General features: G+C 67.6%; 25 protein-coding genes and 1 tRNA gene. 18 read left to right on the top strand and 8 right to left on the bottom strand.

Annotated elements, in window-relative coordinates; all coding sequences use genetic code 11:
* Nucleotides 1-7: 7 nt before the first annotated feature.
* The gene (locus A5758_RS08805; protein ID WP_067739013.1) at nt 8-1,321 is read right to left on the bottom strand and encodes a nicotinate phosphoribosyltransferase; all 1,314 of its coding nucleotides are present in this window, start codon (nt 1,319-1,321) and stop codon (nt 8-10) included.
* A 67-nt stretch (nt 1,322-1,388) separates the two neighbouring features.
* On the opposite strand from A5758_RS08805, the gene clpS reads away from it, so the two are divergent.
* The 7 genes from clpS to rph all read left to right on the top strand — a co-directional run bounded on the left by clpS (nt 1,389) and on the right by rph (nt 6,544).
* Nucleotides 1,389-1,694 (top strand): ATP-dependent Clp protease adapter ClpS, encoded by a 306-nt coding sequence (gene clpS, locus A5758_RS08800; protein WP_067204013.1) that lies wholly within the window; start codon nt 1,389-1,391, stop codon nt 1,692-1,694.
* A 24-nt stretch (nt 1,695-1,718) separates the two neighbouring features.
* Nucleotides 1,719-2,300 carry a DUF2017 domain-containing protein gene (locus tag A5758_RS08795; protein WP_067739010.1) on the top strand — a complete coding sequence of 194 codons (582 nt, stop codon included), beginning with the start codon at nt 1,719-1,721 and terminating at the stop codon, nt 2,298-2,300.
* Between the two features lie 17 nt (nt 2,301-2,317).
* On the top strand, nt 2,318-3,361 hold the full coding sequence (locus A5758_RS08790) for a P1 family peptidase (RefSeq protein WP_067739424.1): 1,044 nt from the start codon (nt 2,318-2,320) through the stop codon (nt 3,359-3,361).
* 36 nt (nt 3,362-3,397) lie between these two features.
* A complete protein-coding gene (locus A5758_RS08785; protein WP_067739006.1) occupies nt 3,398-4,072 on the top strand; it encodes a rhomboid family intramembrane serine protease in 675 nt (224 codons plus the stop codon).
* Nucleotides 4,069-4,884, top strand: coding sequence for a glutamate racemase (gene murI / locus A5758_RS08780; protein WP_067203919.1), 816 nt, complete (start codon nt 4,069-4,071; stop codon nt 4,882-4,884). The genes A5758_RS08785 and murI overlap by 4 nt, the downstream gene beginning before the upstream one ends.
* Nucleotides 4,885-4,956: 72 nt before the next feature.
* Complete coding sequence (locus tag A5758_RS08775) at nt 4,957-5,739, top strand: cyclic nucleotide-degrading phosphodiesterase (RefSeq protein ID WP_067203920.1); 783 nt, start codon at nt 4,957-4,959, stop codon at nt 5,737-5,739.
* A 25-nt stretch (nt 5,740-5,764) separates the two neighbouring features.
* A complete protein-coding gene (rph, locus tag A5758_RS08770; protein ID WP_067203921.1) occupies nt 5,765-6,544 on the top strand; it encodes a ribonuclease PH in 780 nt (259 codons plus the stop codon).
* A gap of 679 nt (nt 6,545-7,223) precedes the next feature.
* Here rph and A5758_RS08765 read toward each other — a convergent pair.
* On the bottom strand, nt 7,224-7,667 hold the full coding sequence (locus A5758_RS08765; RefSeq protein WP_067203922.1) for a nitroreductase family deazaflavin-dependent oxidoreductase: 444 nt from the start codon (nt 7,665-7,667) through the stop codon (nt 7,224-7,226).
* Between the two features lie 163 nt (nt 7,668-7,830).
* Here A5758_RS08765 and rdgB point away from each other — a divergent pair, with 163 nt between their 5' ends.
* Nucleotides 7,831-8,433: an RdgB/HAM1 family non-canonical purine NTP pyrophosphatase gene (gene rdgB, locus A5758_RS08760; protein ID WP_231987253.1), complete on the top strand. Its 603-nt coding sequence runs from the start codon at nt 7,831-7,833 to the stop codon at nt 8,431-8,433.
* Between the two features lie 15 nt (nt 8,434-8,448).
* Here the strand turns inward: rdgB and A5758_RS08755 are convergent, their stop codons facing one another.
* Both A5758_RS08755 and A5758_RS08750 read right to left on the bottom strand, forming a co-directional pair.
* Nucleotides 8,449-8,790: a DUF3817 domain-containing protein gene (locus tag A5758_RS08755; RefSeq protein ID WP_067203923.1), complete on the bottom strand. Its 342-nt coding sequence runs from the start codon at nt 8,788-8,790 to the stop codon at nt 8,449-8,451.
* The gene (locus A5758_RS08750; RefSeq protein WP_067203924.1) at nt 8,787-9,167 is read right to left on the bottom strand and encodes a hypothetical protein; all 381 of its coding nucleotides are present in this window, start codon (nt 9,165-9,167) and stop codon (nt 8,787-8,789) included. The genes A5758_RS08755 and A5758_RS08750 overlap by 4 nt, the downstream gene beginning before the upstream one ends.
* Before the next feature lie 95 nt (nt 9,168-9,262).
* Between A5758_RS08750 and A5758_RS08745 the strand changes: the two genes are divergently transcribed.
* Nucleotides 9,263-9,345, top strand: a tRNA-Leu gene (locus A5758_RS08745).
* 74 nt (nt 9,346-9,419) lie between these two features.
* A complete protein-coding gene (locus A5758_RS08740; RefSeq protein ID WP_067203925.1) occupies nt 9,420-9,728 on the top strand; it encodes a hypothetical protein in 309 nt (102 codons plus the stop codon).
* Here A5758_RS08740 and A5758_RS08735 read toward each other — a convergent pair.
* On the bottom strand, nt 9,725-10,150 hold the full coding sequence (locus tag A5758_RS08735; RefSeq protein ID WP_067739004.1) for a thiol-disulfide oxidoreductase DCC family protein: 426 nt from the start codon (nt 10,148-10,150) through the stop codon (nt 9,725-9,727). The two genes, A5758_RS08740 and A5758_RS08735, sit on opposite strands and share 4 nt — an antisense overlap.
* Nucleotides 10,151-10,302: 152 nt before the next feature.
* Between A5758_RS08735 and A5758_RS08730 the strand changes: the two genes are divergently transcribed.
* The 3 genes from A5758_RS08730 (at nt 10,303) to A5758_RS08720 (ending at nt 15,782) form a co-directional block, all read left to right on the top strand.
* Complete coding sequence (locus tag A5758_RS08730; protein ID WP_067739001.1) at nt 10,303-12,882, top strand: ABC transporter ATP-binding protein/permease; 2,580 nt, start codon at nt 10,303-10,305, stop codon at nt 12,880-12,882.
* Nucleotides 12,879-14,618 carry an ABC transporter ATP-binding protein gene (locus A5758_RS08725; protein WP_067738997.1) on the top strand — a complete coding sequence of 580 codons (1,740 nt, stop codon included), beginning with the start codon at nt 12,879-12,881 and terminating at the stop codon, nt 14,616-14,618. Before A5758_RS08730 ends, A5758_RS08725 begins: the two co-directional genes overlap by 4 nt.
* 87 nt (nt 14,619-14,705) lie before the next feature.
* A complete protein-coding gene (locus A5758_RS08720) occupies nt 14,706-15,782 on the top strand; it encodes a phosphotransferase family protein (protein ID WP_067739422.1) in 1,077 nt (358 codons plus the stop codon).
* Between the two features lie 4 nt (nt 15,783-15,786).
* Here the strand turns inward: A5758_RS08720 and A5758_RS08715 are convergent, their stop codons facing one another.
* Genes A5758_RS08715 through A5758_RS08705 form a run of 3 tightly spaced genes read right to left on the bottom strand, consistent with a single transcriptional unit; the run spans nt 15,787 to nt 18,292 of the window.
* A complete protein-coding gene (locus A5758_RS08715) occupies nt 15,787-16,215 on the bottom strand; it encodes a pyridoxamine 5'-phosphate oxidase family protein (protein WP_067203929.1) in 429 nt (142 codons plus the stop codon).
* 53 nt (nt 16,216-16,268) lie between these two features.
* Nucleotides 16,269-17,090, bottom strand: a complete 822-nt coding sequence (locus tag A5758_RS08710; RefSeq protein ID WP_067738994.1) for a mycofactocin-coupled SDR family oxidoreductase — start codon at nt 17,088-17,090, stop codon at nt 16,269-16,271.
* Between the two features lie 29 nt (nt 17,091-17,119).
* Entirely contained in the window at nt 17,120-18,292 is a 1,173-nt protein-coding gene (locus tag A5758_RS08705; RefSeq protein WP_067204019.1) for an acyl-CoA dehydrogenase family protein, read from the bottom strand.
* 62 nt (nt 18,293-18,354) lie between these two features.
* Here A5758_RS08705 and fabG point away from each other — a divergent pair, with 62 nt between their 5' ends.
* The 5 genes from fabG to A5758_RS08680 all read left to right on the top strand — a co-directional run bounded on the left by fabG (nt 18,355) and on the right by A5758_RS08680 (nt 23,479).
* Nucleotides 18,355-19,152, top strand: coding sequence for a 3-oxoacyl-ACP reductase FabG (gene fabG, locus A5758_RS08700; protein WP_067203931.1), 798 nt, complete (start codon nt 18,355-18,357; stop codon nt 19,150-19,152).
* On the top strand, nt 19,149-20,375 hold the full coding sequence (locus A5758_RS08695; protein WP_067738991.1) for an acetyl-CoA C-acetyltransferase: 1,227 nt from the start codon (nt 19,149-19,151) through the stop codon (nt 20,373-20,375). The genes fabG and A5758_RS08695 overlap by 4 nt, the downstream gene beginning before the upstream one ends.
* 65 nt (nt 20,376-20,440) lie before the next feature.
* Nucleotides 20,441-21,565 carry a CoA transferase gene (locus A5758_RS08690; protein WP_231987264.1) on the top strand — a complete coding sequence of 375 codons (1,125 nt, stop codon included), beginning with the start codon at nt 20,441-20,443 and terminating at the stop codon, nt 21,563-21,565.
* A 25-nt stretch (nt 21,566-21,590) separates the two neighbouring features.
* On the top strand, nt 21,591-22,784 hold the full coding sequence (locus A5758_RS08685) for an acyl-CoA dehydrogenase family protein (RefSeq protein WP_067738986.1): 1,194 nt from the start codon (nt 21,591-21,593) through the stop codon (nt 22,782-22,784).
* Between the two features lie 2 nt (nt 22,785-22,786).
* Entirely contained in the window at nt 22,787-23,479 is a 693-nt protein-coding gene (locus A5758_RS08680; RefSeq protein ID WP_067203936.1) for a GntR family transcriptional regulator, read from the top strand.
* The last annotated feature ends 34 nt before the right edge of the window (nt 23,480-23,513 follow it).

Raw genomic sequence — 23,513 nt, 5'->3', positions numbered from 1 at the left:
TGCGGTGCTACCGGCGGCCGGCGGGGATCAGCGTCGTCGGGATCGCGGGTTCGCCGTGGGAGAGGTTCAGCCCTTCCCACGGCAGACTGCGCAGCCCGGAAGCTACCAGCTCGCGCGCCGCGGCCACATTCGGTTTGGACACCACGTCGCCACCGCGGACCAGTGGGACGGTCAACACCCGGGACGGCTCGGTGACCGGGGGCCGCCGGCCCGCCGGGTACACCAGCTCCTCGGTGACGGTGCCGGACGTGCGCGTCAGGCGCAGCGCCTCTTTGCGGCCGCCCCGGGATTCCTTGTGGCTGCTGCGCTTTTGCACCGGCATTCCGTCGACCTCGACCAGTTTGTAGACCATGTTCGCCGTCGGCGCGCCCGAACCCGTCACGAGCGACGTGCCGACGCCGTAACTGTCCACCGGTTCGGCACCCAGGGCGGCAATCGAGAACTCGTCGAGGTCGCCGGAGACCACGATGCGGGTTCCGGTGGCTCCCAGACCGTCGAGCTGCTCGCGGACCTGGCGGGCCAGCACGCCCAACTCCCCGGAGTCGATGCGGACCGCGCCGAGCGACTCCCCGGCGGCGGCCACGGCGTTGGCCACGCCGGTCGTCACGTCGTAGGTGTCCACCAGCAGCGTGGTGTCGACGCCCAGCGCGTCGACCTGCGCGCGGAAAGCGGCCAGTTCCGTCACTTCGGCGGGCTCTCCGCTCGCGTGCAGCATGGTGAACGCGTGCGCCGACGTGCCCTGCGCGGGGATTCCGTATCGGCGCTGGGCCTCGAGGTTGGAGGACGCGGCGAAGCCGGCGATATAGGCCGCACGCGCCGCGGCGACCGCGGCGTGCTCGTGGGTGCGTCGTGACCCCATCTCGATCAGCGGACGGTCCCTGGCCGCGCTCACCATTCGCGCCGCTGCGGACGCGACCGCCGTGTCGTGGTTGAAGATCGACAACGCCAGCGTCTCGAGCACGACACATTCGGCGAACGTGCCGGTCACCGACAAGACGGGCGAGCCGGGGAAGTACAGCTCGCCTTCGGCGTAGCCGTCGATATCGCCGCGGAACCGGAAATCGCGCAAGTAGCGCAACGCATCTGGATCGAGGAATTGCGCCAGCAGCTGACACGCCTCGTCGTCGAAGCCGAACTGCGGCAACGCTTCGAGCAGGCGGCCGGTCCCACAGACCACGCCGTAGCGGCGCCCCTCGGGGAGTCGGCGCGCGAACAATTCGAAGGTCGTCGGCCGACCGGCGGTACCGTCTCGCAGCGCCGCCGCCAGCATCGTCAACTCGTACTTGTCGGTAAGCAGCCCAGTTACGACCGGGTCGTTCATTCCATAACGGTATCGGCTGCGGTCGGGGGCTCGGAAACCTCGCCGGTCGCTCGGTATCGTGGAGGTCATGGTTGTTATGTCAGCGCCCACTAAGCCGGGCACTACAGGACAACGCGAGTCCGCTCCGGCAGACGTCACGGCGAGTCCGTGGGTCACGATCGTGTGGGATGACCCGGTCAACCTGATGACCTACGTGACGTATGTGTTCCAGAAGTTGTTCGGCTACAGCGAGCCGCACGCCACCAAGCTGATGCTGCAGGTGCACAACGAAGGCAGGGCGGTGGTGTCGGCCGGCAGCCGGGAATCCATGGAAGTCGACGTGTCCAAGCTGCATGCGGCCGGGTTGTGGGCCACGCTGCAGCAGGACCGCTGATACTCGAGGCTGCGGCGATTACCAGTGCGCAAGTGGAAGCGCGTCGAGACCGCGGACGGTCCCCGTTTTCGGTCCGCCCTGGCGTCGCACGAGGCCGCCCTGCTGAAGAACCTGGCAACCGCCATGGTCGGGTTGCTCGATGAGCGTGAATCGTCCTCGCCCGCAGACGAACTCGAGCAGATCACCGGCATAAAAACCGGAAACAGCGATCCGCCGAAGGACCCGACCCTGCGCCGGCTGCTGCCTGACTTCTTCCATCCCGACGACGATGACCCATCGGCTTCCGACGCCGCCGAGAGCCTCAACGCCGCGCTGCGCAGCCTGCATGAGCCCGAGATCATCGACGCCAAACGCCTTGCGGCGCAGCGGATGCTGGACACCGTTCCCGCAGAAGGCGGCCGGTTCGACCTGACCGAGGAGGACGCGAACGCCTGGGTGGCGGCGGTCAACGACATCCGGTTGACGCTGGGAGTGATGCTCGAGGTCGGGCCGGAGGGGCCGGAGCGGCTGCCCGCCGACCACCCGCTGGCGGTGCATTTCGACGTGTACCAGTGGTTGACCGTCTTGCAGGAATACCTCGTCCTGGTGCTCATGGGGTCCCGATGAGCCCCGATGGCGGCCGGATGGACGCCATCACCGACGTCGGGGGTATCCGCGTCGGTCACCATCATCGCCTCGACCCCGACGCCTCCATGGGCGCCGGATGGGCCCGCGGCGTCACCGTCGTGCTAACCCCGCCGGGGACCGTCGGGGCCGTCGACTGCCGTGGCGGCGCGCCCGGTACCTGGGAGACCGACCTGCTGGACCCGGCCAACACCGTGCGTTACGTCGACGCCGTGTTGCTCGCCGGCGGCAGCGCCTACGGTCTGGCCGCCGCCGACGGCGTGATGGGCTGGCTGGAAGAACGCGAACGCGGGGTGGCGATGGATGGCGGCGTGGTGCCCATCGTGCCCGGCGCCGTGATCTTCGATCTGCCGGTCGGCGGCTGGGATCGCCGCCCGACGGCGGAGTTCGGCTACCTGGCCTGTGAAGCCGCCGCGAGTGGCGAGGGTGCGCCGGCCGTCGGCAACGTCGGTGCCGGCGTCGGGGCGCGTGCCGGGGTGTTCAAGGGCGGTGTCGGGACGGCTTCCACGACGCTGCCGTGCGGGGTGACCGTTGGCGCGGTGGTCGTGGTGAACTCGGCCGGCGACGTCGCCGACCGGGCCACCGGCCTGCCGTGGATGGCGGACCTCATTCAGGAGTTCGCGCTGCGGCCACCGCCAACGGAGGAGATCGACGCGTTCGCGCAGTTGCCGACCGCGTCGAGCGCGCTGGACAACCCGCTCAACACCGTCATCGGGGTGGTGGCGACCGACGCGGCGCTGAGCCCGGCCGCGTGCCGGCGCGTCGCCGTGGCCGCGCAGGACGGCCTGGCCCGTACCGTCCGGCCGGCGCACACCCCGTACGACGGCGACACCGTGTTCGCCCTGGCCACCGGGGCGGTAGAGGTGCCGCCCCCGCCCGACGCGCCCGCCTCGTTTTCGCCGGAGATGCGGCTGGCCGCGGAGGTCGGTGCCGCCGCGGCCGACTGCCTGGCGCGCGCGGTGCTGGTGGGCGTGTTCGCCGCGGATTCGGTGGCCGGCATACCGGCCTACCGCGACGTGTTGCCCGGGGCGTTTGCCCGATGAGAACTTCCCCGCCGTCCGCGCCGGTAACCTGCAGCTATGGGTAAGACCACGGGGCGCTCCGGCACACCGGCGACGTCTGCAAAGCGTCCCGCGTGGGTGGTCGGCGCGGCCACGATCCTCACCTTCGTCGCGCTGCTCTACCTGATTGAGCTCATCGACCAGCTGACCCGGCACTCCCTGGACGAGAACGGCATCAGACCGCTCGAGGCCGACGGGTTGTGGGGGATCGTCTTTTCCCCGGTATTGCACGCCAGTTGGCAGCATCTGATGGCCAACACGGTCCCGCTGTTGGTGCTGGGATTCCTCATGACGCTCGCCGGCCTGAGCCGGTTCGTCTGGGCCACCGCGATCGTGTGGATCCTTGGCGGCTTCGGCACTTGGCTCATCGGGGACGTGGGCAGCTCCTGCGGGCCGACCGATCACATCGGGGCCTCAGGCCTGATCTTCGGCTGGCTGGCCTTCCTGCTCGTGTTCGGGATCTTCGTGCGCAGGTTCGCGGACATCGCGATCGGGCTGGTGGTGTTGCTCGCCTACGGCGGAGTGCTGCTGGGTGCCATGCCGGTGCTCGGCAGATGCGGTGGCGTGTCGTGGCAGGGTCACCTGTGCGGTGCGATCGCCGGCGTCGTCGCCGCGTATTGGTTGTCCGCGCCGGAACGCAAAGTCCGCGCGAAGAGAAAAGCCGGCGCCGCCACGCCGCGCCCCAAGACATGACCTCGCCGTTGGCGCCCGTCGGGATCTTCGACTCCGGCGTCGGGGGACTGACCGTCGCGCGGGCCATCATCGACCAATTGCCCGACGAGGACATCGTCTATGTGGGCGACACGGGCCACGGGCCATACGGTCCGCTGACCATTCCCGAGGTCCGCGCGCACGCATTGGCCATTGGGGACGACCTTGTCGGGCGCGGGGTGAAGGCGTTGGTGATCGCGTGCAACACCGCGTCCGCGGCTTGCCTGCGGGACGCCCGCGAGCGGTATGACGTACCGGTCGTCGAGGTGATCCTGCCGGCGGTGCGTCGTGCCGTCGCCACGACGCGCAATGGGCGCATCGGTGTCATCGGCACCCAGGCGACCATCAACTCGCACGCCTACCAGGACGCGTTCGCCGCCGCGCGCGACACCGAGATCACCGCCGTGGCCTGCCCGCGCTTCGTCGACTTCGTGGAGCGCGGCGTGACCAGTGGCCGTCAGGTGCTCGGGCTGGCCGAGGGCTACCTCGAGCCGCTGCAACGCGCCCAGGTCGACACCCTGGTTCTCGGGTGCACGCATTACCCACTGTTGTCCGGGCTGATCCAGCTGGCGATGGGCGAGCAGGTGACGCTGGTGTCGAGCGCCGAGGAAACGGGCAAGGAGCTACTCCGCGTGCTCACCGAACGCGACCTGCTGCGTCCGCATGACTCGCCTCCCGCGACCCGGGTGTTCGAAGCCACCGGCGACCCCGAGGCATTCACCACGTTGGCCGCGCGATTCCTGGGTCCCGCGGTCACCGGCGTGCAGCCCGTTCACCACGTGCGGATCGACTAGCGTGCCGACGAGATTCTCATCACACCAATGCGGCGATGTTTTCGTCACGGTCCTATCGGGCATGGCACAGTAGTGTCCGTGCGAATAACCGTGCTCGGCTGCTCGGGCAGCGTGGTAGGGCCGGATTCGCCCGCGTCGGGATATCTGCTCCGGGCACCGGACACACCGCCGTTGGTCATCGACTTCGGCGGCGGCGTGCTGGGTGCGCTCCAGCGCTTTGCCGATCCCGCCTCCGTGCACGTGCTCCTATCCCATCTGCACGCCGACCACTGCCTCGATTTGCCCGGCCTGTTCGTGTGGCGGCGCTACCACCCGTCGCGGCCCGACGGCAAGGCGTTGTTGTACGGCCCCGGCGACACCTGGTCCCGGCTGGGGGCGGCGTCGTCACCGTACGGCGGTGAAATCGACGACTGCTCAGACATTTTCGATGTTCGGCACTGGGTCGACGGCGAACCGATCACGCTCGGCTCGCTCACGGTGACGCCGCGGGTGGTCGCTCACCCGACCGAGTCGTACGGCCTGCGGATCACCGATTCGAGCGGCGCCTCGTTCGTCTACAGCGGTGACACCGGCGTCTGTGACCAGCTCGTCGAGCTGGCGCGCGACGCCGACGTCTTCCTCTGCGAAGCCTCCTGGACGCACTCGCCGGACCGGCCGCCCGCCCTGCATTTGTCGGGCACCGAGGCCGGCCGGACCGCGGCGCAGGCCGGCGTCCGCGAGCTGTTGTTGACCCACATCCCGCCGTGGACCTCGCGCGAGGACGTGATCAGCGAGGCCAAGGCGGAGTTCGACGGCCCCGTGCATGCGGTGGTGTGTGGCGAATCTTTCGATATCCGCCGCTCTGAAAGGGTCTGAGCAAGCCCGCGTTAGGGTTGGCGTCGTGACCAGACGAGAAGACGGCCGCCTTGACGACGAGCTTCGCCCCGTAGTCATCACCCGCGGATTCACCGACCACCCGGCGGGGTCGGTACTCATCGAATTCGGCCACACCAAGGTGATGTGCACCGCCAGCGTCACCGATGGGGTGCCGCGCTGGCGCAAGGGGTCGGGGCTGGGATGGCTGACCGCCGAGTACGCGATGTTGCCGTCGGCAACCCATACGCGCTCCGATCGCGAATCCGTGAAGGGACGGCCCTCCGGGCGCACCCAGGAGATCAGCCGACTGATCGGCCGGTCGCTGCGGGCCTGCATCGACCTGGCGGCGTTGGGGGAGAACACCATTGCCGTCGACTGCGACGTGCTGCAGGCCGACGGGGGCACCCGCACCGCCGCCATCACGGGCGCCTTCGTGGCCCTTGCCGACGCCGTGACCTACCTGGCGGCGGCGGGCAAGCTGTCCGATCCGCGACCGTTGTCGTGTGCCATCGCGGCGATCAGCGTCGGGGTGGTCGACGGCAGGATCCGGGTGGACCTGCCCTACGAGGAAGACGCGCGGGCAGAGGTTGACATGAACGTCGTCGCCACCGACACCGGGACACTCGTGGAGGTGCAGGGCACCGGCGAGGGCGCGACGTTCCCGCGTTCGACGCTGGACAAATTACTCGACGTGGCGCTGGCCGCCTGCGACAAGTTGTTCGCCGCCCAGCGCGAGGCGCTAGCCCTGCCGTATCCGGGTGAGCTGCCCGAGGGGGGCCCGGGGCCGAAGGCATTCGGCAGCTGACCCGCCTGCTGGTCGCCAGCCCCTTGGGGCGAACCCGTCAAGGCCTACTCAGAGGCCCCCGCACTGCGCCGGGCCGCTGAAGATCGTGGCCCAGGGAGGGCAACTGGGGTCACGTGGCGCCGGGCCCGTTTCTGCCTGCATGTGCGGCCCGGGTGGGTAATTCTCATCGGAAAAGTGATAGTCGTGGCAGGCGTTCATGTCCCAAGCGCCTACTACATTGCCGCCGGCCGGCAGGCGTTGCCCTGGGCACCAACATGCCGAATACTGACTGCAGCCCGGGGGGTTGGCCTGAGCGGTGCCGGCGGCCGGTCCCAGACCAGCCAGCCCGAAGGCGCCGAACACTAACATCGTCGCCGCGCACCCCGCGGTCAGTCGCTTCATAGACCTCACATTTTCCGCCGTTCCATCCGGCATGTACAGGGGTTTTCCGGTGCTGGCTACCCCACTAGCACGGATACGGCCGGACGACGGAGACCCGACGCCCACCCACGCATCGCATAGCGATGTACTTAGCCATGTTCGCCACCGTCCCGAGCCCATGCTGAGCCCACCTTGCCGCCACGAGATGTTTTGGAGTAATTGATGATCCGGCTGCTGGTCGCCAGCCTGACCTTGGCCTAACTGTCCCGCGGTTTACCACCGCCGACGCCGCGGCCAAGACGAGACAACTTCCGGTCGGTCATGATTCGTCCTTCTGCAGCTCGAATATTGGGATGGTGCGCGTTGTTTTTGACTGGTAGTTCGCGAACGCGAACGCGGGTACGGTCGCGTTGATCTTGGGGATGATCGCCTGACGTTCGGACGAGTCCAGCTCGTGCGCGACGACGTCGAACGAGTCGGTGGCGACTTCAACGCGCGCCCGCGGGTTGGCCCGCAGGTTGTGCACCCACCCCGGGTTGACGTCGGCGCCACCGTAACCCGCGACGATCAGCAGCTTGCCGTCGATACGGAAGACCACCAGCGGCGCGACGCGCGGCTCGCCGGACTTCGCGCCCTTCGTAGTGAGTAGCAACAGCTCGTTGCCCTCGAATCGTCCGCCGACCTCGCCTGCGTTGGCGCGAAACTCGTCGGTGATGTTGTTATTGAGCGCCTTGAGCGTCTCGTTATCGGGTTTCTGACTCACTCTGGACGAAGCTAATTCGTCGCCCTGTGTATTCCATGCGGAGCCTGTTGCGTTGTATGCCGTGCCGGCACTGCGATGCGATTCGCGTCGCCGACCCATATCTCGCAGTCCGTAAGGTGGCCGGGGTGTATCGGCAACGGCCCAGACGCGTGTTTAGGAATAGATGATGACCCGCCTGCTGGTCGCCAGCCGCAACCCCAAGAAGCTCGCCGAATTGCGCCGGGTGCTCGACGCCGCTGGCTTGACGCGGCTGACGCTGGTTTCTTTACGTGACGTGCCGCCCTTCGACGAAGCGCCCGAGACGGGCGCGACGTTTGAGGACAATGCGTTGGCCAAGGCGCGGGATGCGTTCGCCGCAACGGGCCTGGCTTCGGTGGCCGATGACTCGGGCCTGGCGGTGGTCGCTTTGAACGGCATGCCCGGGGTGCTGTCGGCGCGCTGGTCGGGCGATCACGGCGACGACGCCGCCAACACCGCGTTGCTGTTGGCGCAATTGCGTGACCTGCCCGACGAACGGCGCGGCGCGGCGTTCGTGTCGGCCTGCGCCCTGGCCGGGCCGTCCGGCGAGGCCGTCGTCCGCGGCGAGTGGCCCGGCTGCATCGCCCGGCAACCGCGGGGAGACGGCGGCTTCGGGTATGACCCGGTCTTCATTCCAGAGGGGTCCGACCGCACCGCGGCCGAGCTGAGTCCCGAGGAGAAGGACGCGGTCTCCCATCGCGGGCGGGCTCTCGCGTTGCTAGTTCCGGCGCTTCGAAAGCTGGCCTAGCCGCGCACTTGAGCCCTACAGGCCGAAGCGGGCCTTCACGTCCCTGGTCTGAACCTGCTCGACGATGATGCCGACCAGCGGGATGGTCCCGGCAAGGAGCACACCGATCGTCTTGGGAATCGGCCACCGCACCTTGACCGCCAGATTGAACGCGGTCAGGACATAAATGAAGTAAACCCAGCCGTGGACCACCTCGATCCAGCGGATCTCGTGGTGGAGCGCGAGATGCGAGACGATCTCGTAGCACAGCGCGATCAGCCAGAGACCCGTCGTCCACGCCATGATCCGGTAGCCGAGCAACGCGGTGCGGATCTTCTCGACGGGGAATGCCGACGCTGATCTCTCCGGTGTGGTCATGCGGTGGTCCTGTTCTGTTTTTCGGTGTCTTGTTTGGCAAGCTCGGCAAGGTAGGCGTTGTACTCCGCCAGCGCGGGGTCATCGGACGGCTGTTGCGTCGGCTTGGGGCGCTCGGGCAGCAAGCCGACGGGTATCTCGGTGAGGGCGGCGTCCTGCCGAGGCTCCGGCGGCATCTCTTCATAGCGCACGTATTTGCGGTACGCGTACACACAGAACCAGGCGAACAGCGGCCACTGCAGCGCATAGCCAAGGTTCTGGAACGTGCCCGAGACCGACTGGAACCTGGTCCACTGCCACCAGCCCAGCGCCAGGCAACCGCAGGCCGCAACGATCACCAAGGCGATCAGCGCGGGCCTGCGACGGTGAGTAGTGGACACCCCTTGAAGGTACCGCTCACGATTTGGGTCCGACGAATTCGTCGAGGCGCCGCCGACGGGTACGTCCGCGACCTGAGCGGTACGATCGGCACGCTGCGGGCGTGGCGAAATGGCATACGCGCCGGCTTTAGGTGCCGGTGCTCGAAAGAGCGTGAGGGTTCGAGTCCCTCCGCCCGCACCGTTATTTCGCGATCGCGGAGCGTCAAACCCTCTGTGCTGGGTACGTGACTCCACGGGGGATGAGGAGACGCCATGGCCACCGGAAATCAGCCACGCGAGGAAGCTCTGAGCGCGAAAGATGCGGAACTCGCCGAACGGGGAGCCGCCGAGGCTCGCGAACGAGCCGCGCACGCCGGGCTCTCGGCCGCGCGCAGCTTCGAAGAATCGGCCCGCAAACACGAACAAGTTGCGCGGGTGCAAGACCGGGCGGTCGAACAAGGCGTATCCCATGTGCGTGAACACCGCGACTCCGCCGCTCACCATCGCCAGTTCGCCGCAGAAGACCGCAAGCTCGCCGAGCTGAAGCGCAAGGAGTCCGAGGCCGACCTAGCTATCGACTAGGCGTCCAGGAAGCGCGCGCGAACCTCCGGCGGCGGCAGCGGACACGTGTCGTACTTGCCGAAGATGCGGTAGCGGACGTCGGCGACCCTGTCGTAGAGCCAGTCGCGCAGGGGAGTGGGGATGATGCGGGCAACCTCGAGCAGCTTCCACGGCCCGCCAAGGTAATCCACCACCCGCAACGCGGCTGCGGATCGCACGGCGACGCGCTCTCCCGGCTGGTCGGGCTCGTCGACGAACACCACGGAGTCCACGTCTTTGATGGATGGATGCCGGGCAAAGACCGCTTGGGCGAAGTCGCTGTCCAGGGCCGCAAAGCGCAGGGTGCCGTGGTGATCGAACCGAAGTATCGTGCGCACCGCCGCGTTGCAGACGCCGCAGACTCCGTCGTAGAGCAATACGGGCGGCACCGTTTCGCTGCGCACGCCTCCAGGCTACCGGCCAACAGCCCCACGGACCGCGAATTGACCTTTGGTAAGGCAACCCTTAGTTTGTGCGGTAACTTATCGAGTAGAGGGTCCGCCGGGCCGTTCGGTGAAGTCGTCGCGGAGTTGAGCGCCGCAGGAAGGGACCGCTGATGGCGCGCGGGTTCTCCGGTGTGATGTTGCGAAGCTTCGGCGCACGTGACCACGCCGCAACGGTGATCGAAACCGTCCAGATTGCGCCGCATTTCGTGCGAGTGCGCATGACGTCGCCGACGTTGTTCGAAGACGTGGACGCTGAGCCCGCCGCGTGGCTACGGTTCTGGTTTCCGGACCCGGACGGATCCAACACCGAGTTCCAGCGCGCCTACACAATCTCCGAGGCCGACGTCCCCAGCGGTCGCTTCGCCGTCGACATCGTGCTGCACGAGCCCGCCGGCCCGGCGTCGAAGTGGGCGCGCACCGTGCGGCCCGGCGCGACGATCGCCGTCATGGCGCTGATGGGCTCGTCGCGATTCGACGTGCCCGACGAACAGCCGGCCGGCTATCTGCTGATCGGCGACTCGGCATCGATCCCGGGGATGAACGGGATCATCGGGGTCATCCCCGACGACATCCCGATCGAGATGTATCTCGAGCAGCACGACGACAACGACGTCCTGATCCCGCTCGCCCAGCACCCTCGCCTGCATGTGCACTGGGTCGCGCGGCGCGACGAGAAATCCCTTGCCGCGGCGATTGATAACCGCGACTGGTCCAACTGGTACGCCTGGGCCACGCCCGAGGCGACGGTGCTCAAACATGTGCGGACTCGGCTGCGCGACGAGTTCGGTTTTCCCAAGTCCGTAATACATGCCCAGGCGTACTGGAGTGCCGGACGCGCGATGGGCACCCGCCGCGGCGACGAGCCGGAGTTCGTGAACAACGGTGCGCCCGAACAGATTACGGCGCTGGCCGACAACACACCTGCCCCGGCGGCCCGCGGAAGTTGGCGCGCCCAGGGCGCCGGCCGATTGCTCGCGCCGCTGCGCTCGGCGCTGATCCTCTCCGGCGTGTTGCAGGCCGTCATCACGGTGGTGCAGCTGGCGCCGTTCGTGCTGTTGGTCGAGCTGGCCCGGCTGCTGGTAGCCGGGGCGCCCGCATCGCGACTCTGGGACGTCGGGATCGCCGCCGTCGCGCTGCTCGGAACGGGAACCGTGCTGGGTGCGGCCCTCACGCTGTGGCTGCACGTCGTCGACGCGCGGTTCGCCGCCGACCTGCGTTCGCGGTTGTTGCGCAAGCTATCTCGGTTACCGCTGGGCTGGTTTACGGCGCGCGGATCGGGCTCGATCAAGCAGCTGCTGCAGGACGACACGCTGTCGCTGCACTATCTGGTCACGCACGCCATCCCCGATGCGGTCGCGGCGATCGTCGCGCCGGTGGCGGTGCTGGTCTACCTATTCGTCGTCGACTGGCGCGTAGCGCTCGTGCTATTCGTGCCCGTCCTGGTGTACCTGGTGTTGACGTCGTCGCTCACCATTCAGTCGGGCCCGCGCATCCCGCAATCACAGCGTTGGGCCGAGAAGATGAGCGGCGAGGCCGGCGCCTACCTGGAAGGCCAGCCGGTGATCCGCGTCTTCGGCGGCGCGGCCGCATCGAGCTTCCGCCGCCGCCTCGACGAGTACGTCGATTTCCTGGTCTCCTGGCAGCGCCCGCTGGCCGGCAAGAAGACGCTCATGGACCTGGTTACCCGGCCATCGACGTTCCTGTGGCTGATCGCGCTCACGGGCACCCTGCTCACCGTCACCGGGCGGATGGATCCGGTGAACCTCTTGCCGTTCCTGCTGCTGGGCACCACCTTCGGCGCGCGACTGCTCGGGATCGCCTACGGGGTAGGCGGTATCAGCGCCGGCATGCTTGCCGCCCGGCGTCTGCAGAGCGCCCTTGACGAGCCCGAGCTCGACGTGCGAGAGCAGGACCGGTCCGGAGATTCGTCGGCGACGGTGGTTTTCGACGACGTCAGTTTCGGCTACCGCCCGGGTGTTCCGGTGATCCAGGGCGTCTCGCTGACGCTGCGACCCGGCACGGTCACCGCCCTCGTGGGCCCGTCCGGGTCTGGCAAGTCGACGTTGGCCGCCTTGCTGGCCCGCTTTCACGATGTCGACCAGGGCGTGATAGGTGTTGGGGGACAGGACATCCGGGCGATGACCGCCGACGAACTCTACGCAAAGGTCGGGTTCGTCCTGCAGGAGACCCAGCTGGTGCACGGCACCGTCGCGGAGAACGTCGCGCTGGCCGTCCCCGATGCCACCGCGGCGCAGATCCAGGAGGCGGCGCGTCAGGCCCAGATCCACGACCGGATCATGCGATTGCCCGACGGCTACGACACCGTGCTGGGCGCGGGAGGCGGCCTTTCGGGCGGCGAACGGCAGCGGCTGACCATCGCCCGGGCGATCCTGGCGGATACCCCGGTGCTGATCCTGGACGAGGCCACCGCGTTCGCCGATCCGGAATCGGAATACCTTGTGCAGCAGGCGCTTAACCGGTTGACCCAGGATCGCACCGTTTTGGTGATCGCCCATAGATTGCACACGATCACCGGGGCCGACCAGATCGTCGTGCTCGACCACGGCCGGATCGCCGAACGCGGCACCCACGAGGAGCTTTTTGCCGCCGACGGTCGGTATCGACGGCTGTGGGAGCGTGGCCGTCGAGACCCGGTCGCGGCCAACACGGTTCAGCAGGGGGCGCGATGATCCGCACGTGGTTGGGCCTGGTGCCCGGGGATCGCCGCGCCAAGGTGATCGCCTACGCCGCGCTCGCGGTGCTCTCCGTGGTGGTGCGGGCGGTGGCCACCGTCCTGCTGGTGCCCCTGGTGGGCGCCCTGTTGAGCGACGATCCGCACCGCGCGCTGGCGTGGCTGGGCTGGCTCTCCGCCGCCACCGTCATCGGATGGTCGATCGACACCGCGACCGCGCGCATCGGCTTCGGCCTCGGCTTTGCGGTGCTCGACCACAGCCAGCACGACGTAGCGGACCGATTGCCCGGCGTCCGGCTGGACTGGTTCACCGCCGAGCACACCGCGACCGCACGGCAGGCGATTGCCGCCACCGGACCCGAACTGGTCGGCCTCGTCGTCAACCTGCTGACCCCGCTGATTTCCGCCGTCCTGCTGCCCGCGGCCATCGGGCTGGCGTTACTCCCGATCTCATGGCAGCTCGGCGCGGCCGCGCTGGGCGGCGTGCCCCTGCTGCTGGGGGCGCTGTGGGCGTCGGCGCGGTTGACGCGGCGAGCCGACGCCGCGGCCGACGAAGCCAATGGCGCCCTCACCGAACGGATCATCGAATTCGCCCGCACCCAGCAGGCATTGCGGGCCGCGCGGCGGGTCGAGCCCGCGCGCAGCCTGGTCGGGGATGCGCTGGCCGCGCAGCACGGCGCGACCATGCGGTTGCTGTCCATGCAGATCCCGGGCCAGCTGCTGTTCAGCCTTGCCAGCCAGCTTTCCCTGATCCTGCTGGCGGGGGCGACAGCCGCGCTGACGGTAAACAAAACGGTCACGATCCCGGAAGCCATCGCCCTGATCGTCGTGATCGTCCGCTATCTGGAGCCGTTCACCACGATCAGCGAGCTGGCACCGGCGTTGGAAAGCACCCGCGCCACGCTCGATCGCATTCGCTCGGTCCTCACCGCGCCGCTGATGAACGCCGGGGCGGCCACGTTGCCCGATGCCGCCGCGGCGCCGCGCATCGAGTTCGACGACGTCACTTTCCGGTATGACGGGGCGACGGTGCCGGTGCTCGACGGGGTGAGCTTCTCATTGGCGCCGGGGAGCACCACTGCGATCGTCGGACCGTCCGGATCGGGCAAGAGCACCATCCTGGCGCTGATCGCGGGGCTGCACGAACCCACCCGCGGCCGGGTCCTGATCAACGGGGTCGACGCGGCGACGCTGGACGCCGAAGCCCGCCGGGCGGCGAGCAGCGTGGTTTTCCAACATCCCTACCTGTTCCACGGGTCGATCCGCGACAACGTGTTCGCCGGGGATCCCGGCGCCGGCGATGACCAGTTCAAACGGGCCGTCGCCCTCGCGTGCGTAGACGAACTCATCGGTCGGCTGCCCGATGGCGCCGACACGGTCGTCGGCGAGGCCGGTTCCGCGCTGTCCGGTGGTGAACGCCAACGGGTCAGCATCGCGCGGGCACTGCTCAAGCCGGCGCCGATCCTGCTGGTCGACGAGGCGACCAGCGCCCTGGACACCGAGAACGAGGCCGCGGTGGTCGGCGCGCTCACCCTCGACCCGCGCTCACGCACCCAGGTGATCGTCGCGCACCGGTTGGCCAGCATCAGCCACGCCGACCGCGTGCTGTTCCTGGACGACGGCCGAGTGGTCGAGGATGGAACGGTCGACGAATTGGTCGCGGCGGGTGGGCGTTTCGACGAGTTCTGGCGCCAGCAGCATGCGGCCGCCGACTGGCGGATTCTCGCCGACTAGGTCACCGTAGTTGACCGCAGCACTTGCGGTATGCCTTACAGTTTGTCAGTCGGACGGGGCTGTCCGGGTACAGGAGGCGTGCTGTTCATGAGTGCTGTGGTGTCGATTCCGCGGTATCCCGGCGACGTGACCCCGCAATGGCTGTCGGCCGCGCTCAGCGGGCGTGGCGCCCCTGTCGAGGTCGCCGACGTCGACGTGGTCGCGATCGGCACCGGGCAGACCGGTGCCACCTACCGGGTGTGCGCCCGGTACGCGACGGACCCCGGTGACCTGCCGCAGACCTTCGTCATCAAACTGCCGGCCCTGGACGACAGCGTGCGCGACCGGGTCGTCATCGGATATCGCAGCGAATGCGCGTTCTACTCATCGGTGGCGGACCGGGTGCAGGTGCCGACGCCGCAGTGTTTCTACTCCGAGATCACCGAGGATGCAATGGATTTTGCGTTGCTCCTCGCCGACCAGGCGCCGGCGGTGCAGGGCGATCAGCTGGCCGGGTGCGGGGAGACCGAAGCGCGCCTCGCGGTTACCGCTCTGGCCGGGCTGCACGCGCCCAGCTGGTGTGATCCCGTCTGGCTCGACTTCCCGGGCATCGCGTTCGCCAGGCCGGACGAGGCCGGCGCCGGCGGCATGGGCGAAGTGGCGAAGATGAGCGCCGATATCACGCTGGACAAGCTTGGCGACCGGATGAGCGCCGCGGACCGCGAGACCTTCAGTGCGGCAATGGGTTTGGTTACGCCGTGGCTGCTCTCCGAGTATGACCGGTTCGCGCTGCTGCACGGCGACTATCGCCTGGATAACCTGCTCTTCGATCCGGACCGGACCCGGGTCAGCGTGGTCGACTGGCAGACGCTCGGCGTCGGTTTGCCGGCCAGGGATCTCGCCTACTTCACCGCGACGAGCCTCAATTCGCACCTGCGCGCGAGCATCGAAGAACGGCTCGTCGCCGACTATCACCGCGCCTTGTTGGAGCGCGGGGTCACCGGCTATGACCGCGAAACCTGCTGGCGCGATTACCGGCTCGGTGTGCTGCAGGCGCCGCTGATCTCGGCGCTCGGATTCGCGTTCGCGGCCGCCACCGAACGTGGCGACGACATGGTGTTGGCCATGCTCGCCCGCGGCTGCCAGGCGATCCGTGAGCTCGGGACGCTGGAACTAATCGGCTGATGCCTCAGAGGTCGCCGGTGAAATCCGCGCTGAGCCAGCGGTCGGGGCGGATGGTGAACAACACCTCTTCCACCCCCTCCATGCTGCGGATGAACGCGCGGCCGCCTTCCTCGCCGAGGTAGCGGATGGCGACGGCCTCCTGCACGTCGGCCGGGGCGGGGTTGGTGGTCTCGACGATCGTGCCCTCGACCACCACGTATTGGTAGGGGGGCTCTTCGCGCTGGACCACCAGCGTCACCTTGCCGGCCCGCTCGATGAGCCGCGCCTTGCGGCTGGACGCCCCGGTCATGATCCGGATGTCGCCGCCTGGGGTGTAGTCGTACCAGATCGGGACGCTGGCGGGCGGGCGGCCGTCGGCGGCGTCGACGGACAGCACGGCCACGTGCTTGGCGGCCAAAAACTCCTGACGTTCGCTCTCGGTGAAGGCTTTCATGTGCCCTGCAAGCGCCGACCCCGGCGAATATATTCCCCGGATCGGGCGACCGGTCAGTACTGCGTCGAGCCCTGATCGACCGGGATGCGGGCGGCGGTGACCTTGCGGGACTCGTCGCTGGCCAGCCAGCACACCGTATCGGCGATCTCCTCCGGCTCGGCAACCCAGTCGGGCAGGAACGGGGTGAGGACATTGGACAGCTGGGGGTTGGTCTCCATGGCCTTGCCCACCGCCGCGACCATGTCGCCCGTTCCCATCGGAGTGTTCACCGGCCCGGGATGAACGCTGTTCACGCGGATCGAATGCTTGCCCAGCTCGGCGGCGAAAGCCCGCGCCATTCCGGTGACTGCGTGCTTGCTTGCCGTGTAGTGAATCATGAACGGCTGCATCTTCATGCCGGCCGCGGAACTGATCAGAATGATGGAGCCGCCGCGACCACCGTCGATGATCTTGTCCGCGCCGGCCATCACGGTGTTCCAGGTACCGGTCACGTTGATGTCCATGACGTCGCGGAAGTTCTCCGGCGTGATGTCGTTCCAGGCCTGCGGGGCCGCGACCCCGGCGTTGGCGACGATGATGTCGAGCCGCCCGAGGGCAGCGACACCGTCGTCGACCGCCTTGCGCAGCCCCTCGAAGTCGCGGGTGTCCACCACCGAGGCGATGATCCGGCGGTTCGTTTCCTCAACCAGGCGAACGGTCTCGCTCAGATCGTCGGGAGTCGCCGGGTCGTAGGGGACGCAGGACGGCAGCTTGCCGGCGATGTCGACGGCGATGATGTCGGCGCCCTCCCGCGCCAGACGAACGGCGTGCGCACGGCCCTGCCCGCGCGCGGCTCCGGTGATGAATGCCACTCTGCCTGCAAGCTTCCCGCTCATAGTTTGCTCCCCTACTGGTACGGTCGCTCTTATCGCTGAGCCGCCTTGACAAGGTTCGATCCGATGATCAAACGCTGAATCTCGCTGGTGCCCTCGTACAGTCGCAGCAGGCGTACGTCGCGGTAGATGCGCTCGACGGCGACGCCACGCATATAACCGCTGCCGCCGTGGATTTGAACCGCGAGATCCGCGACATTGCCGGCCATTTCGGTGCAGAAGACTTTGGCCGCCGACGGGGCGATTCTGCGATCCTCGCCTGCGACCCACTGCCGGGCGGCATCGCGCACCAGCGCCCGGCCGGCCATCACCGCGGTCTGCTGATCGGCGAGCATCGCTTGCACCAACTGGAAGTTTCCGATCGGCGTTCCGCCCTGGGTTGCGGTGGCGGCGTAGGAGACCGATTCGTCGAGCGCGCGTTGAGCGGCGCCCACCGCGAGGGCGGCGATGTGTACCCGTCCCCGGGCCAGCGAGGTCATCGCCGCTCGATATCCGATGTCTTCGCTGCCGCCGATCAGCGCGTCGGATCCGACGCGGACGTCGTCGAAGCTGACGTCGGCCGTCCAGGCACCTTCCTGCCCCATCTTGGCGTCCTTGGCCCCCACCTCGACGCCCGCGGCGTCCGCGGGCACCAGGAAGACGGCGATTCCCGGGCCCTGGTCGTCGGCCGGCCGGGTGCGTGCGAACACGACGAACAGATTGGCGACGGGCGCGTTCGTGATGAAACGCTTCTGCCCGGAGATCACCCAATCGCCTTCGTCGCGAACGGCTTTGGTGCGCAGACCGGCCGGGTTGGATCCGGCGCCCGGTTCGGTCAGCGCGAAGGAGGCGACGACGTCGCCGGTCGCAATCGATTCCAGCCAGCGGGATTTCTGCTCATCGGTACCGAAGCCCACCAGGACTTGCCCGGCGATGCCGTTGTTGGTGCCGAACATCGAACGCAGTGCCAGGGACGTGTAGCCCAACTCCATCGCAAGCTCGACGTCTTGCACGAGGTTGAGGCCCAGGCCGCCCCACTCCTGCGGAATCGCGTAGCCGAACAGGCCCATCTTCTTGGCCTCGTCGCGGAGGTCGTCCGGAACGCGGTCCTGCTCGAGGATCTCCTGCTCGCGGGGTACGACGGCGCTACGAACGAATTGCCTTGTCTGAGCGAGGATCTCTCGGAAATCATCGTCCGAGACTTCGGCGACTTCGGCGGTGGCCATCGGCTCCACGCTCCTCTCCTGGCCCGGGTCACCCCGGTTCAGAGCAGGATCCTATATCAAATATGATATTTGCCTTGAGGGTGTCCGATGGTGGAGACGACAGTGAAGGATGTGACCAGGTGTCGTTGTTGGCAGGTCAGGCCGCGGTAATCACGGGCGGAGCGCAAGGACTGGGGCTTGCCATCGCGGAGCGCTTTGTCGCCGAGGGCGCCCGGGTTGTGCTCGGCGACGTCAATCTCGAGGAAACCCAGGTCGTGGCCAAGGAATTGGGCGGTGACGACGTAGCGGTCGCGGTCCGCTGCGATGTCACGCAGGCGTCCGACGTTGAAACCCTGATCCAAACTGCGGTTGAGCGCTTCGGCACCCTGGACATCATGGTCAACAACGCCGGCATCACGCGCGATGCGACCATGCGCAAGATGACCGAGGAGCAGTTCGATCAGGTCATCGCCGTGCATTTGAAGGGGACCTGGAACGGTACTCGGCTCGCGGCGGCGGTCATGCGCGAAAACAAGCGTGGCGCGATCATCAACATGTCCTCGGTGTCGGGCAAGGTCGGCATGGTCGGGCAGACCAACTACTCGGCGGCCAAGGCGGGCATCGTCGGCATGACCAAAGCCGCGGCCAAAGAGCTGGCCTACCTGGGGGTCCGGGTGAACGCGATCGCCCCCGGTTTGATCCGCTCCGCCATGACGGAGGCTATGCCGCAGCGCATTTGGGATTCAAAGGTTGCCGAGGTGCCGATGGGCCGGGCCGGTGAGCCCAGCGAAGTCGCCAGCGTGGCGCTGTTTTTGGCGTCCGACCTGTCGTCGTACATGACTGGCACCGTCATGGAAATCACCGGCGGCCGACACCTATGAGTGCGGTCCGTGAAGTCGTTGTCTGTGAACCCGTCAGGACGCCGATCGGGCGCTACGGCGGAATGTTCAAGGCGCTGACCGCGGTCGACCTCGGCGTCGCCGCGCTGAAGGGGTTATTGGAGCGGACCGGGCTGGGGCCCGAGGCGGTGCAAGACGTCGTCCTGGGCCACTGTTATCCCAGTAGTGAGGCGCCGGCGATCGGGCGTGTCGTGGCGCTGGATTCGGGCTTGCCGGTGACGGTTCCCGGCATGCAGGTCGACCGCCGTTGCGGCTCGGGCCTGCAGGCGGTCATTCAGGCGTGTCTGCAAGTGGGTAGCGGCAATAACGATCTCGTCATCGCCGGCGGCTGCGAAAGCATGAGCAACGTCGCCTTCTACTCCACCGACATGCGCTGGGGCGGCGCCCGTAGCGGCGTTCGGGTGCATGACGGCCTGGCCCGTGGGCGCACCACCGCCGGTGGCCGGCACTACCCGGTGCCGGGCGGCATGCTGGAAACCGCCGAGAATCTGCGCCGCCAGTACGACATCTCACGCCAGGAGCAGGACGAGCTGGCGGTGCGGTCGCACCAGCGCGCGGTGGAAGCGCAGAAGGACGGCATCCTGTCCGAGGAGATCATTCCTGTTGCGGTGCCTGGCCGCCACGGTGAGGAACTGATCGACATCGACGAACATCCGCGTGCCGACACATCGGTCGAGTCGTTGAGCAAGCTGAAACCCGTCCTGCTGAACGAGGATTCGGAGGCCACCGTCACCGCCGGCAACGCCAGCGGGCAGAACGACGCGGCGTCGATGTGTGTGGTGACCACGCCCGAGAAGGCCGCCGAGCACGGTCTGAAGCCGTTGGTGCGCCTGGTGTCGTGGGCGGTGGCGGGGGTCGCGCCCAACATCATGGGGATCGGGCCGGTACCGGCGACGGAGGTGGCGCTGGAAAAGGCCGGCCTGCGGCTGTCCGACATCGACCTCATCGAACTCAACGAAGCCTTTGCCGCGCAAGCGCTCGCAGTCATGCGGGAATGGGATTTCGGGGCCGCCGACCACGAGCGCACCAATGTGCACGGCTCGGGCATCTCCCTGGGCCACCCGGTCGGTGCGACGGGTGGGCGGATGCTGGCCAGCCTGGCGCGCGAGCTCAACCGCCGCGAGGCGCGCTACGGGCTGGAGACCATGTGCATCGGCGGCGGCCAGGGACTCGCCGCCGTGTTCGAGCGGGTCGCCCCGACGTGACCGGGCCCCTGAGCGGCCTCACCGTCGTGGAGGTGTCCAGCTTCGTCGCCGCCCCACTGTGCGGCATGACGCTCAATCAGCTTGGCGCTGAGGTGATCCGCATCGATCCGATCGGTGGCGCGTCCGACGTCCACCGGTGGCCGCTGGCGGCGGACGGCACATCGATCTACTGGACCGGGCTGAACAAGGGAAAGCGCTCGGCCACCATCGACTTGCGGTCCCCCGACGGGCAAGAGCTGGTCCAGCGGCTCATCGTCGAGGGGGACGGCCTGGTGGTGACCAACGCCGCCGGCCTGTCCTGGCTCAGCCACGACGTATTGACGAACAAGCGGCCCGACGTCATCCACGTGCAGCTGCTCGGACGCGGCGATGGTTCGACCGGAGTGGATTACACGGTCAACGCCGGCATCGGATTCCCGCTCGTCACCGGCCCCGCCGATCACGCCGGCCCGATCAACCACGTGCTGCCGGCGTGGGACGTGTGCTGCGGCCTGTACGCTGCGCTGGCCGTCGTCACCGCCGTCCGCCGCCGGGACGAAACCGGTGCGGGCGCGCGGATCAGCGTGGCGCTCGAGGACGTCGCGCTGGCCACCGCCGGAAACCTGGGACTGCTGACCGAGCCGCAAGTCACCGGCACGCAACGGCAGCGCCTGGGCAACGCCATCTACGGACAGTACGGACAGGACTTCACCAGCCGCGACGGCGCCCGGTTCATGATTGTCACCCTGACCCGCCGGCACTTTCGCGACCTGGTCGACGTGACGGGCACAGGTACCGCGGTAGCGGCGCTCGCGCAGGCGCTGGGTGTCGACTTCGGCTCCGAGGGTGACCGTTACCGATACCGCGACGTGCTGTCCGGCCTCTTCGGCATCTGGTTCGCCGACCACACCGCCGAGGAGATCACCGACGCACTGTCGGGCACCACGGTGCTCTACGAGCGGTACCGCACCTTCGCGGAGGTCGCGGCCGGCCCGAAAGTGACTGCCAACCCACTGTTTTCCCTCTTGCAGCAGGAGGGCCTGGGCGACTACTTCGCCCCCGGCCTGCCGGTCGCGTTCGACGGCGCCCACCCCACCGGCACGTGCGCCCCGGCCTTGGGACAAGACACCGCCGACGTCCTCGAGCGGCGCTTGGGATTGACGAGGGCCGACATCGAACGCCTGACAGACGCCAAGACAATCGCTTGCTGAGCAAGCCAATACGGAAAGACAACGCATGACCAAACTCGCCCAGACCCTCGGGTTGACCGAATTCCAGAACGAAATCATCGCCACCGTAAGGCAATTCGTCGACAAGGAAGTCATCCCCCACGCCGCGGAACTCGACCGCGGGGACACCTACCCACAGGACATCGTCGACCGGATGCGCGACATGGGCCTATTCGGGCTGATGATTCCGGAGGAGTACGGGGGTTTGGGGGAGTCGCTGCTGACGTACGCGCTGTGCGTCGAAGAGCTGGCGCGCGGTTGGATGAGCGTGTCCGGAGTACTCAACACGCACTTCATCGTGGCCTACATGCTGCGCCAGCACAGCACTGATGCGCAGAAGCAACGGTTCCTGCCGCGCATGGCGACCGGCGAGACGCGGGGGTCCTTCTCGATGTCGGAGCCGGAACTGGGCTCCGACGTCGCCGCCATCCGGACTCGGGCGGTGCGCAATCCGGACGGCGACTACACCATCAACGGCCAAAAGATGTGGCTGACCAACGGCGGGAGCTCGACGCTGATCGCGGTGCTCGTTCGCACCGACGAAGGGGCCGACAAGCCGCACCGGAACCTGACCACCTTCTTGGTCGAGAAGCCAACGGGTTTCGGCGAAGTCGTGCCCGGCCTGGTCATACCCGGCAAGATCGACAAGCTGGGCTACAAGGGGATCGACACCACCGAACTCATCTTCGACGGCTACCAGGCAAGCGCCGACGACATTCTCGGCGGTAGCCCCGGCCAGGGCTTCTTCCAGATGATGGACGGCATCGAAGTCGGCAGGGTCAACGTGTCGGCCCGGGCGTGCGGTGTCGGCATCCGAGCCTTCGAGCTCGCGGTCCGATACGCCCAGCAGCGCCACACCTTCGGCAAGCCCATCGCCGAGCACCAGGCCATCGCATTCCAGCTCGCCGAGATGGCCACCAAGATCGAAGCGGCACACCTGATGATGGTCAACGCGGCCCGGCTGAAAGACTCGGGTGAGCGCAACGACGTCGCCGCCGGGATGGCCAAATATCTGTGCAGCGAGTATTGCACCGAGGTCACCCAGCAGAGTTTCCGGATCCACGGCGGTTACGGCTATTCCAAGGAATACGAGATCGAGCGGCTGATGCGTGACGCTCCGTTCCTGCTGATCGGCGAGGGAACCAGCGAAATCCAGAAGAACATCATCAGCAAGCGACTACTCGCCGAATATCAGGTGTAGCGATGACGATCCCGGATTTCGCCGCGCGACCGCAACTTTCGGACGATGTCGCGCGCTTCATCCGTCGGAGAATCTTCGATGGCACCTACGTTGCGGGGTCCTACGTCCGCCTGGACCAATTGGCCGCCGAATTGGGAATCAGCGTCACACCGGTGCGGGAGGCGCTCTTCGCCCTGCGCGCGGAAGGCCTGATCGCGCAACAGCCCCGACGGGGCTTCATGGTGCTGCCGGTGACGGGCCGAGACGTCACCGACGTCGCGAACCTGCAAGCTCACGTCGGTGGCGAACTCGCGGCGCGGGCCGCGATCAACATCACCGATGACCAACTGCGCGAACTCAAACAGATCCAGGCGGAACTCGAAGACGCGTACGCCGGCGATGATGACGAGCGGACGGTGGGTCTCAACCACCAATTCCACCGCGCCATCAACGTTGCCGCGGACTCGCCGAAGCTCGCCCAGCTGATGTCGCAGATCACCCGCTACGCACCGGAATCGGTGTTCCCCGCCATCCAAGGTTGGCCCGAGCAGTCAATGCGGGACCATCGGCGCATTCTGTCCGCCTTGAAAAAACGTGACGACCAGCTCGCCCGCGCGGCGATGTCGCAACATCTCGCCGCCGGCGCGGTTCCGCTGATCGATCACCTCACCGCCCGCGGGGTGGTCATGGACGCTGATCGTCCCGCGTCTCACTGAACTCGCCTGGCTCTTGTCGCGCGGATAGGCCCCG

The organism is Mycobacterium sp. 852014-50255_SCH5639931 (genome assembly GCF_001665605.1).
GTDB classification, from domain to species: domain Bacteria; phylum Actinomycetota; class Actinomycetes; order Mycobacteriales; family Mycobacteriaceae; genus Mycobacterium; species Mycobacterium paraffinicum.
The sequence above is the reverse complement of the archived record's forward strand: the minus strand, read 5'-3'. Positions and strand labels throughout refer to the sequence as shown.

Coding starts and splice junctions, on each gene's coding strand:
- A5758_RS08740 (WP_067203925.1), top strand. CDS start 9,420: ATGGCCACCGGAAATCAGCCACGCGAGGAAGCTCTGAGCGCGAAAGAT.
- A5758_RS08785 (WP_067739006.1), top strand. CDS start 3,398: ATGGGTAAGACCACGGGGCGCTCCGGCACACCGGCGACGTCTGCAAAG.
- A5758_RS08695 (WP_067738991.1), top strand. CDS start 19,149: ATGAGTGCGGTCCGTGAAGTCGTTGTCTGTGAACCCGTCAGGACGCCG.
- A5758_RS08715 (WP_067203929.1), bottom strand. CDS start 16,215: ATGAAAGCCTTCACCGAGAGCGAACGTCAGGAGTTTTTGGCCGCCAAG.
- A5758_RS08685 (WP_067738986.1), top strand. CDS start 21,591: ATGACCAAACTCGCCCAGACCCTCGGGTTGACCGAATTCCAGAACGAA.
- A5758_RS08755 (WP_067203923.1), bottom strand. CDS start 8,790: ATGACCACACCGGAGAGATCAGCGTCGGCATTCCCCGTCGAGAAGATC.
- murI (WP_067203919.1), top strand. CDS start 4,069: ATGACCTCGCCGTTGGCGCCCGTCGGGATCTTCGACTCCGGCGTCGGG.
- A5758_RS08805 (WP_067739013.1), bottom strand. CDS start 1,321: ATGAACGACCCGGTCGTAACTGGGCTGCTTACCGACAAGTACGAGTTG.
- A5758_RS08730 (WP_067739001.1), top strand. CDS start 10,303: ATGGCGCGCGGGTTCTCCGGTGTGATGTTGCGAAGCTTCGGCGCACGT.
- A5758_RS08705 (WP_067204019.1), bottom strand. CDS start 18,292: ATGGCCACCGCCGAAGTCGCCGAAGTCTCGGACGATGATTTCCGAGAG.
- rdgB (WP_231987253.1), top strand. CDS start 7,831: ATGATGACCCGCCTGCTGGTCGCCAGCCGCAACCCCAAGAAGCTCGCC.
- fabG (WP_067203931.1), top strand. CDS start 18,355: ATGATATTTGCCTTGAGGGTGTCCGATGGTGGAGACGACAGTGAAGGA.
- A5758_RS08725 (WP_067738997.1), top strand. CDS start 12,879: ATGATCCGCACGTGGTTGGGCCTGGTGCCCGGGGATCGCCGCGCCAAG.
- A5758_RS08710 (WP_067738994.1), bottom strand. CDS start 17,090: ATGAGCGGGAAGCTTGCAGGCAGAGTGGCATTCATCACCGGAGCCGCG.
- A5758_RS08690 (WP_231987264.1), top strand. CDS start 20,441: ATGACGCTCAATCAGCTTGGCGCTGAGGTGATCCGCATCGATCCGATC.
- A5758_RS08790 (WP_067739424.1), top strand. CDS start 2,318: ATGGACGCCATCACCGACGTCGGGGGTATCCGCGTCGGTCACCATCAT.
- A5758_RS08720 (WP_067739422.1), top strand. CDS start 14,706: ATGAGTGCTGTGGTGTCGATTCCGCGGTATCCCGGCGACGTGACCCCG.
- clpS (WP_067204013.1), top strand. CDS start 1,389: ATGGTTGTTATGTCAGCGCCCACTAAGCCGGGCACTACAGGACAACGC.
- A5758_RS08680 (WP_067203936.1), top strand. CDS start 22,787: ATGACGATCCCGGATTTCGCCGCGCGACCGCAACTTTCGGACGATGTC.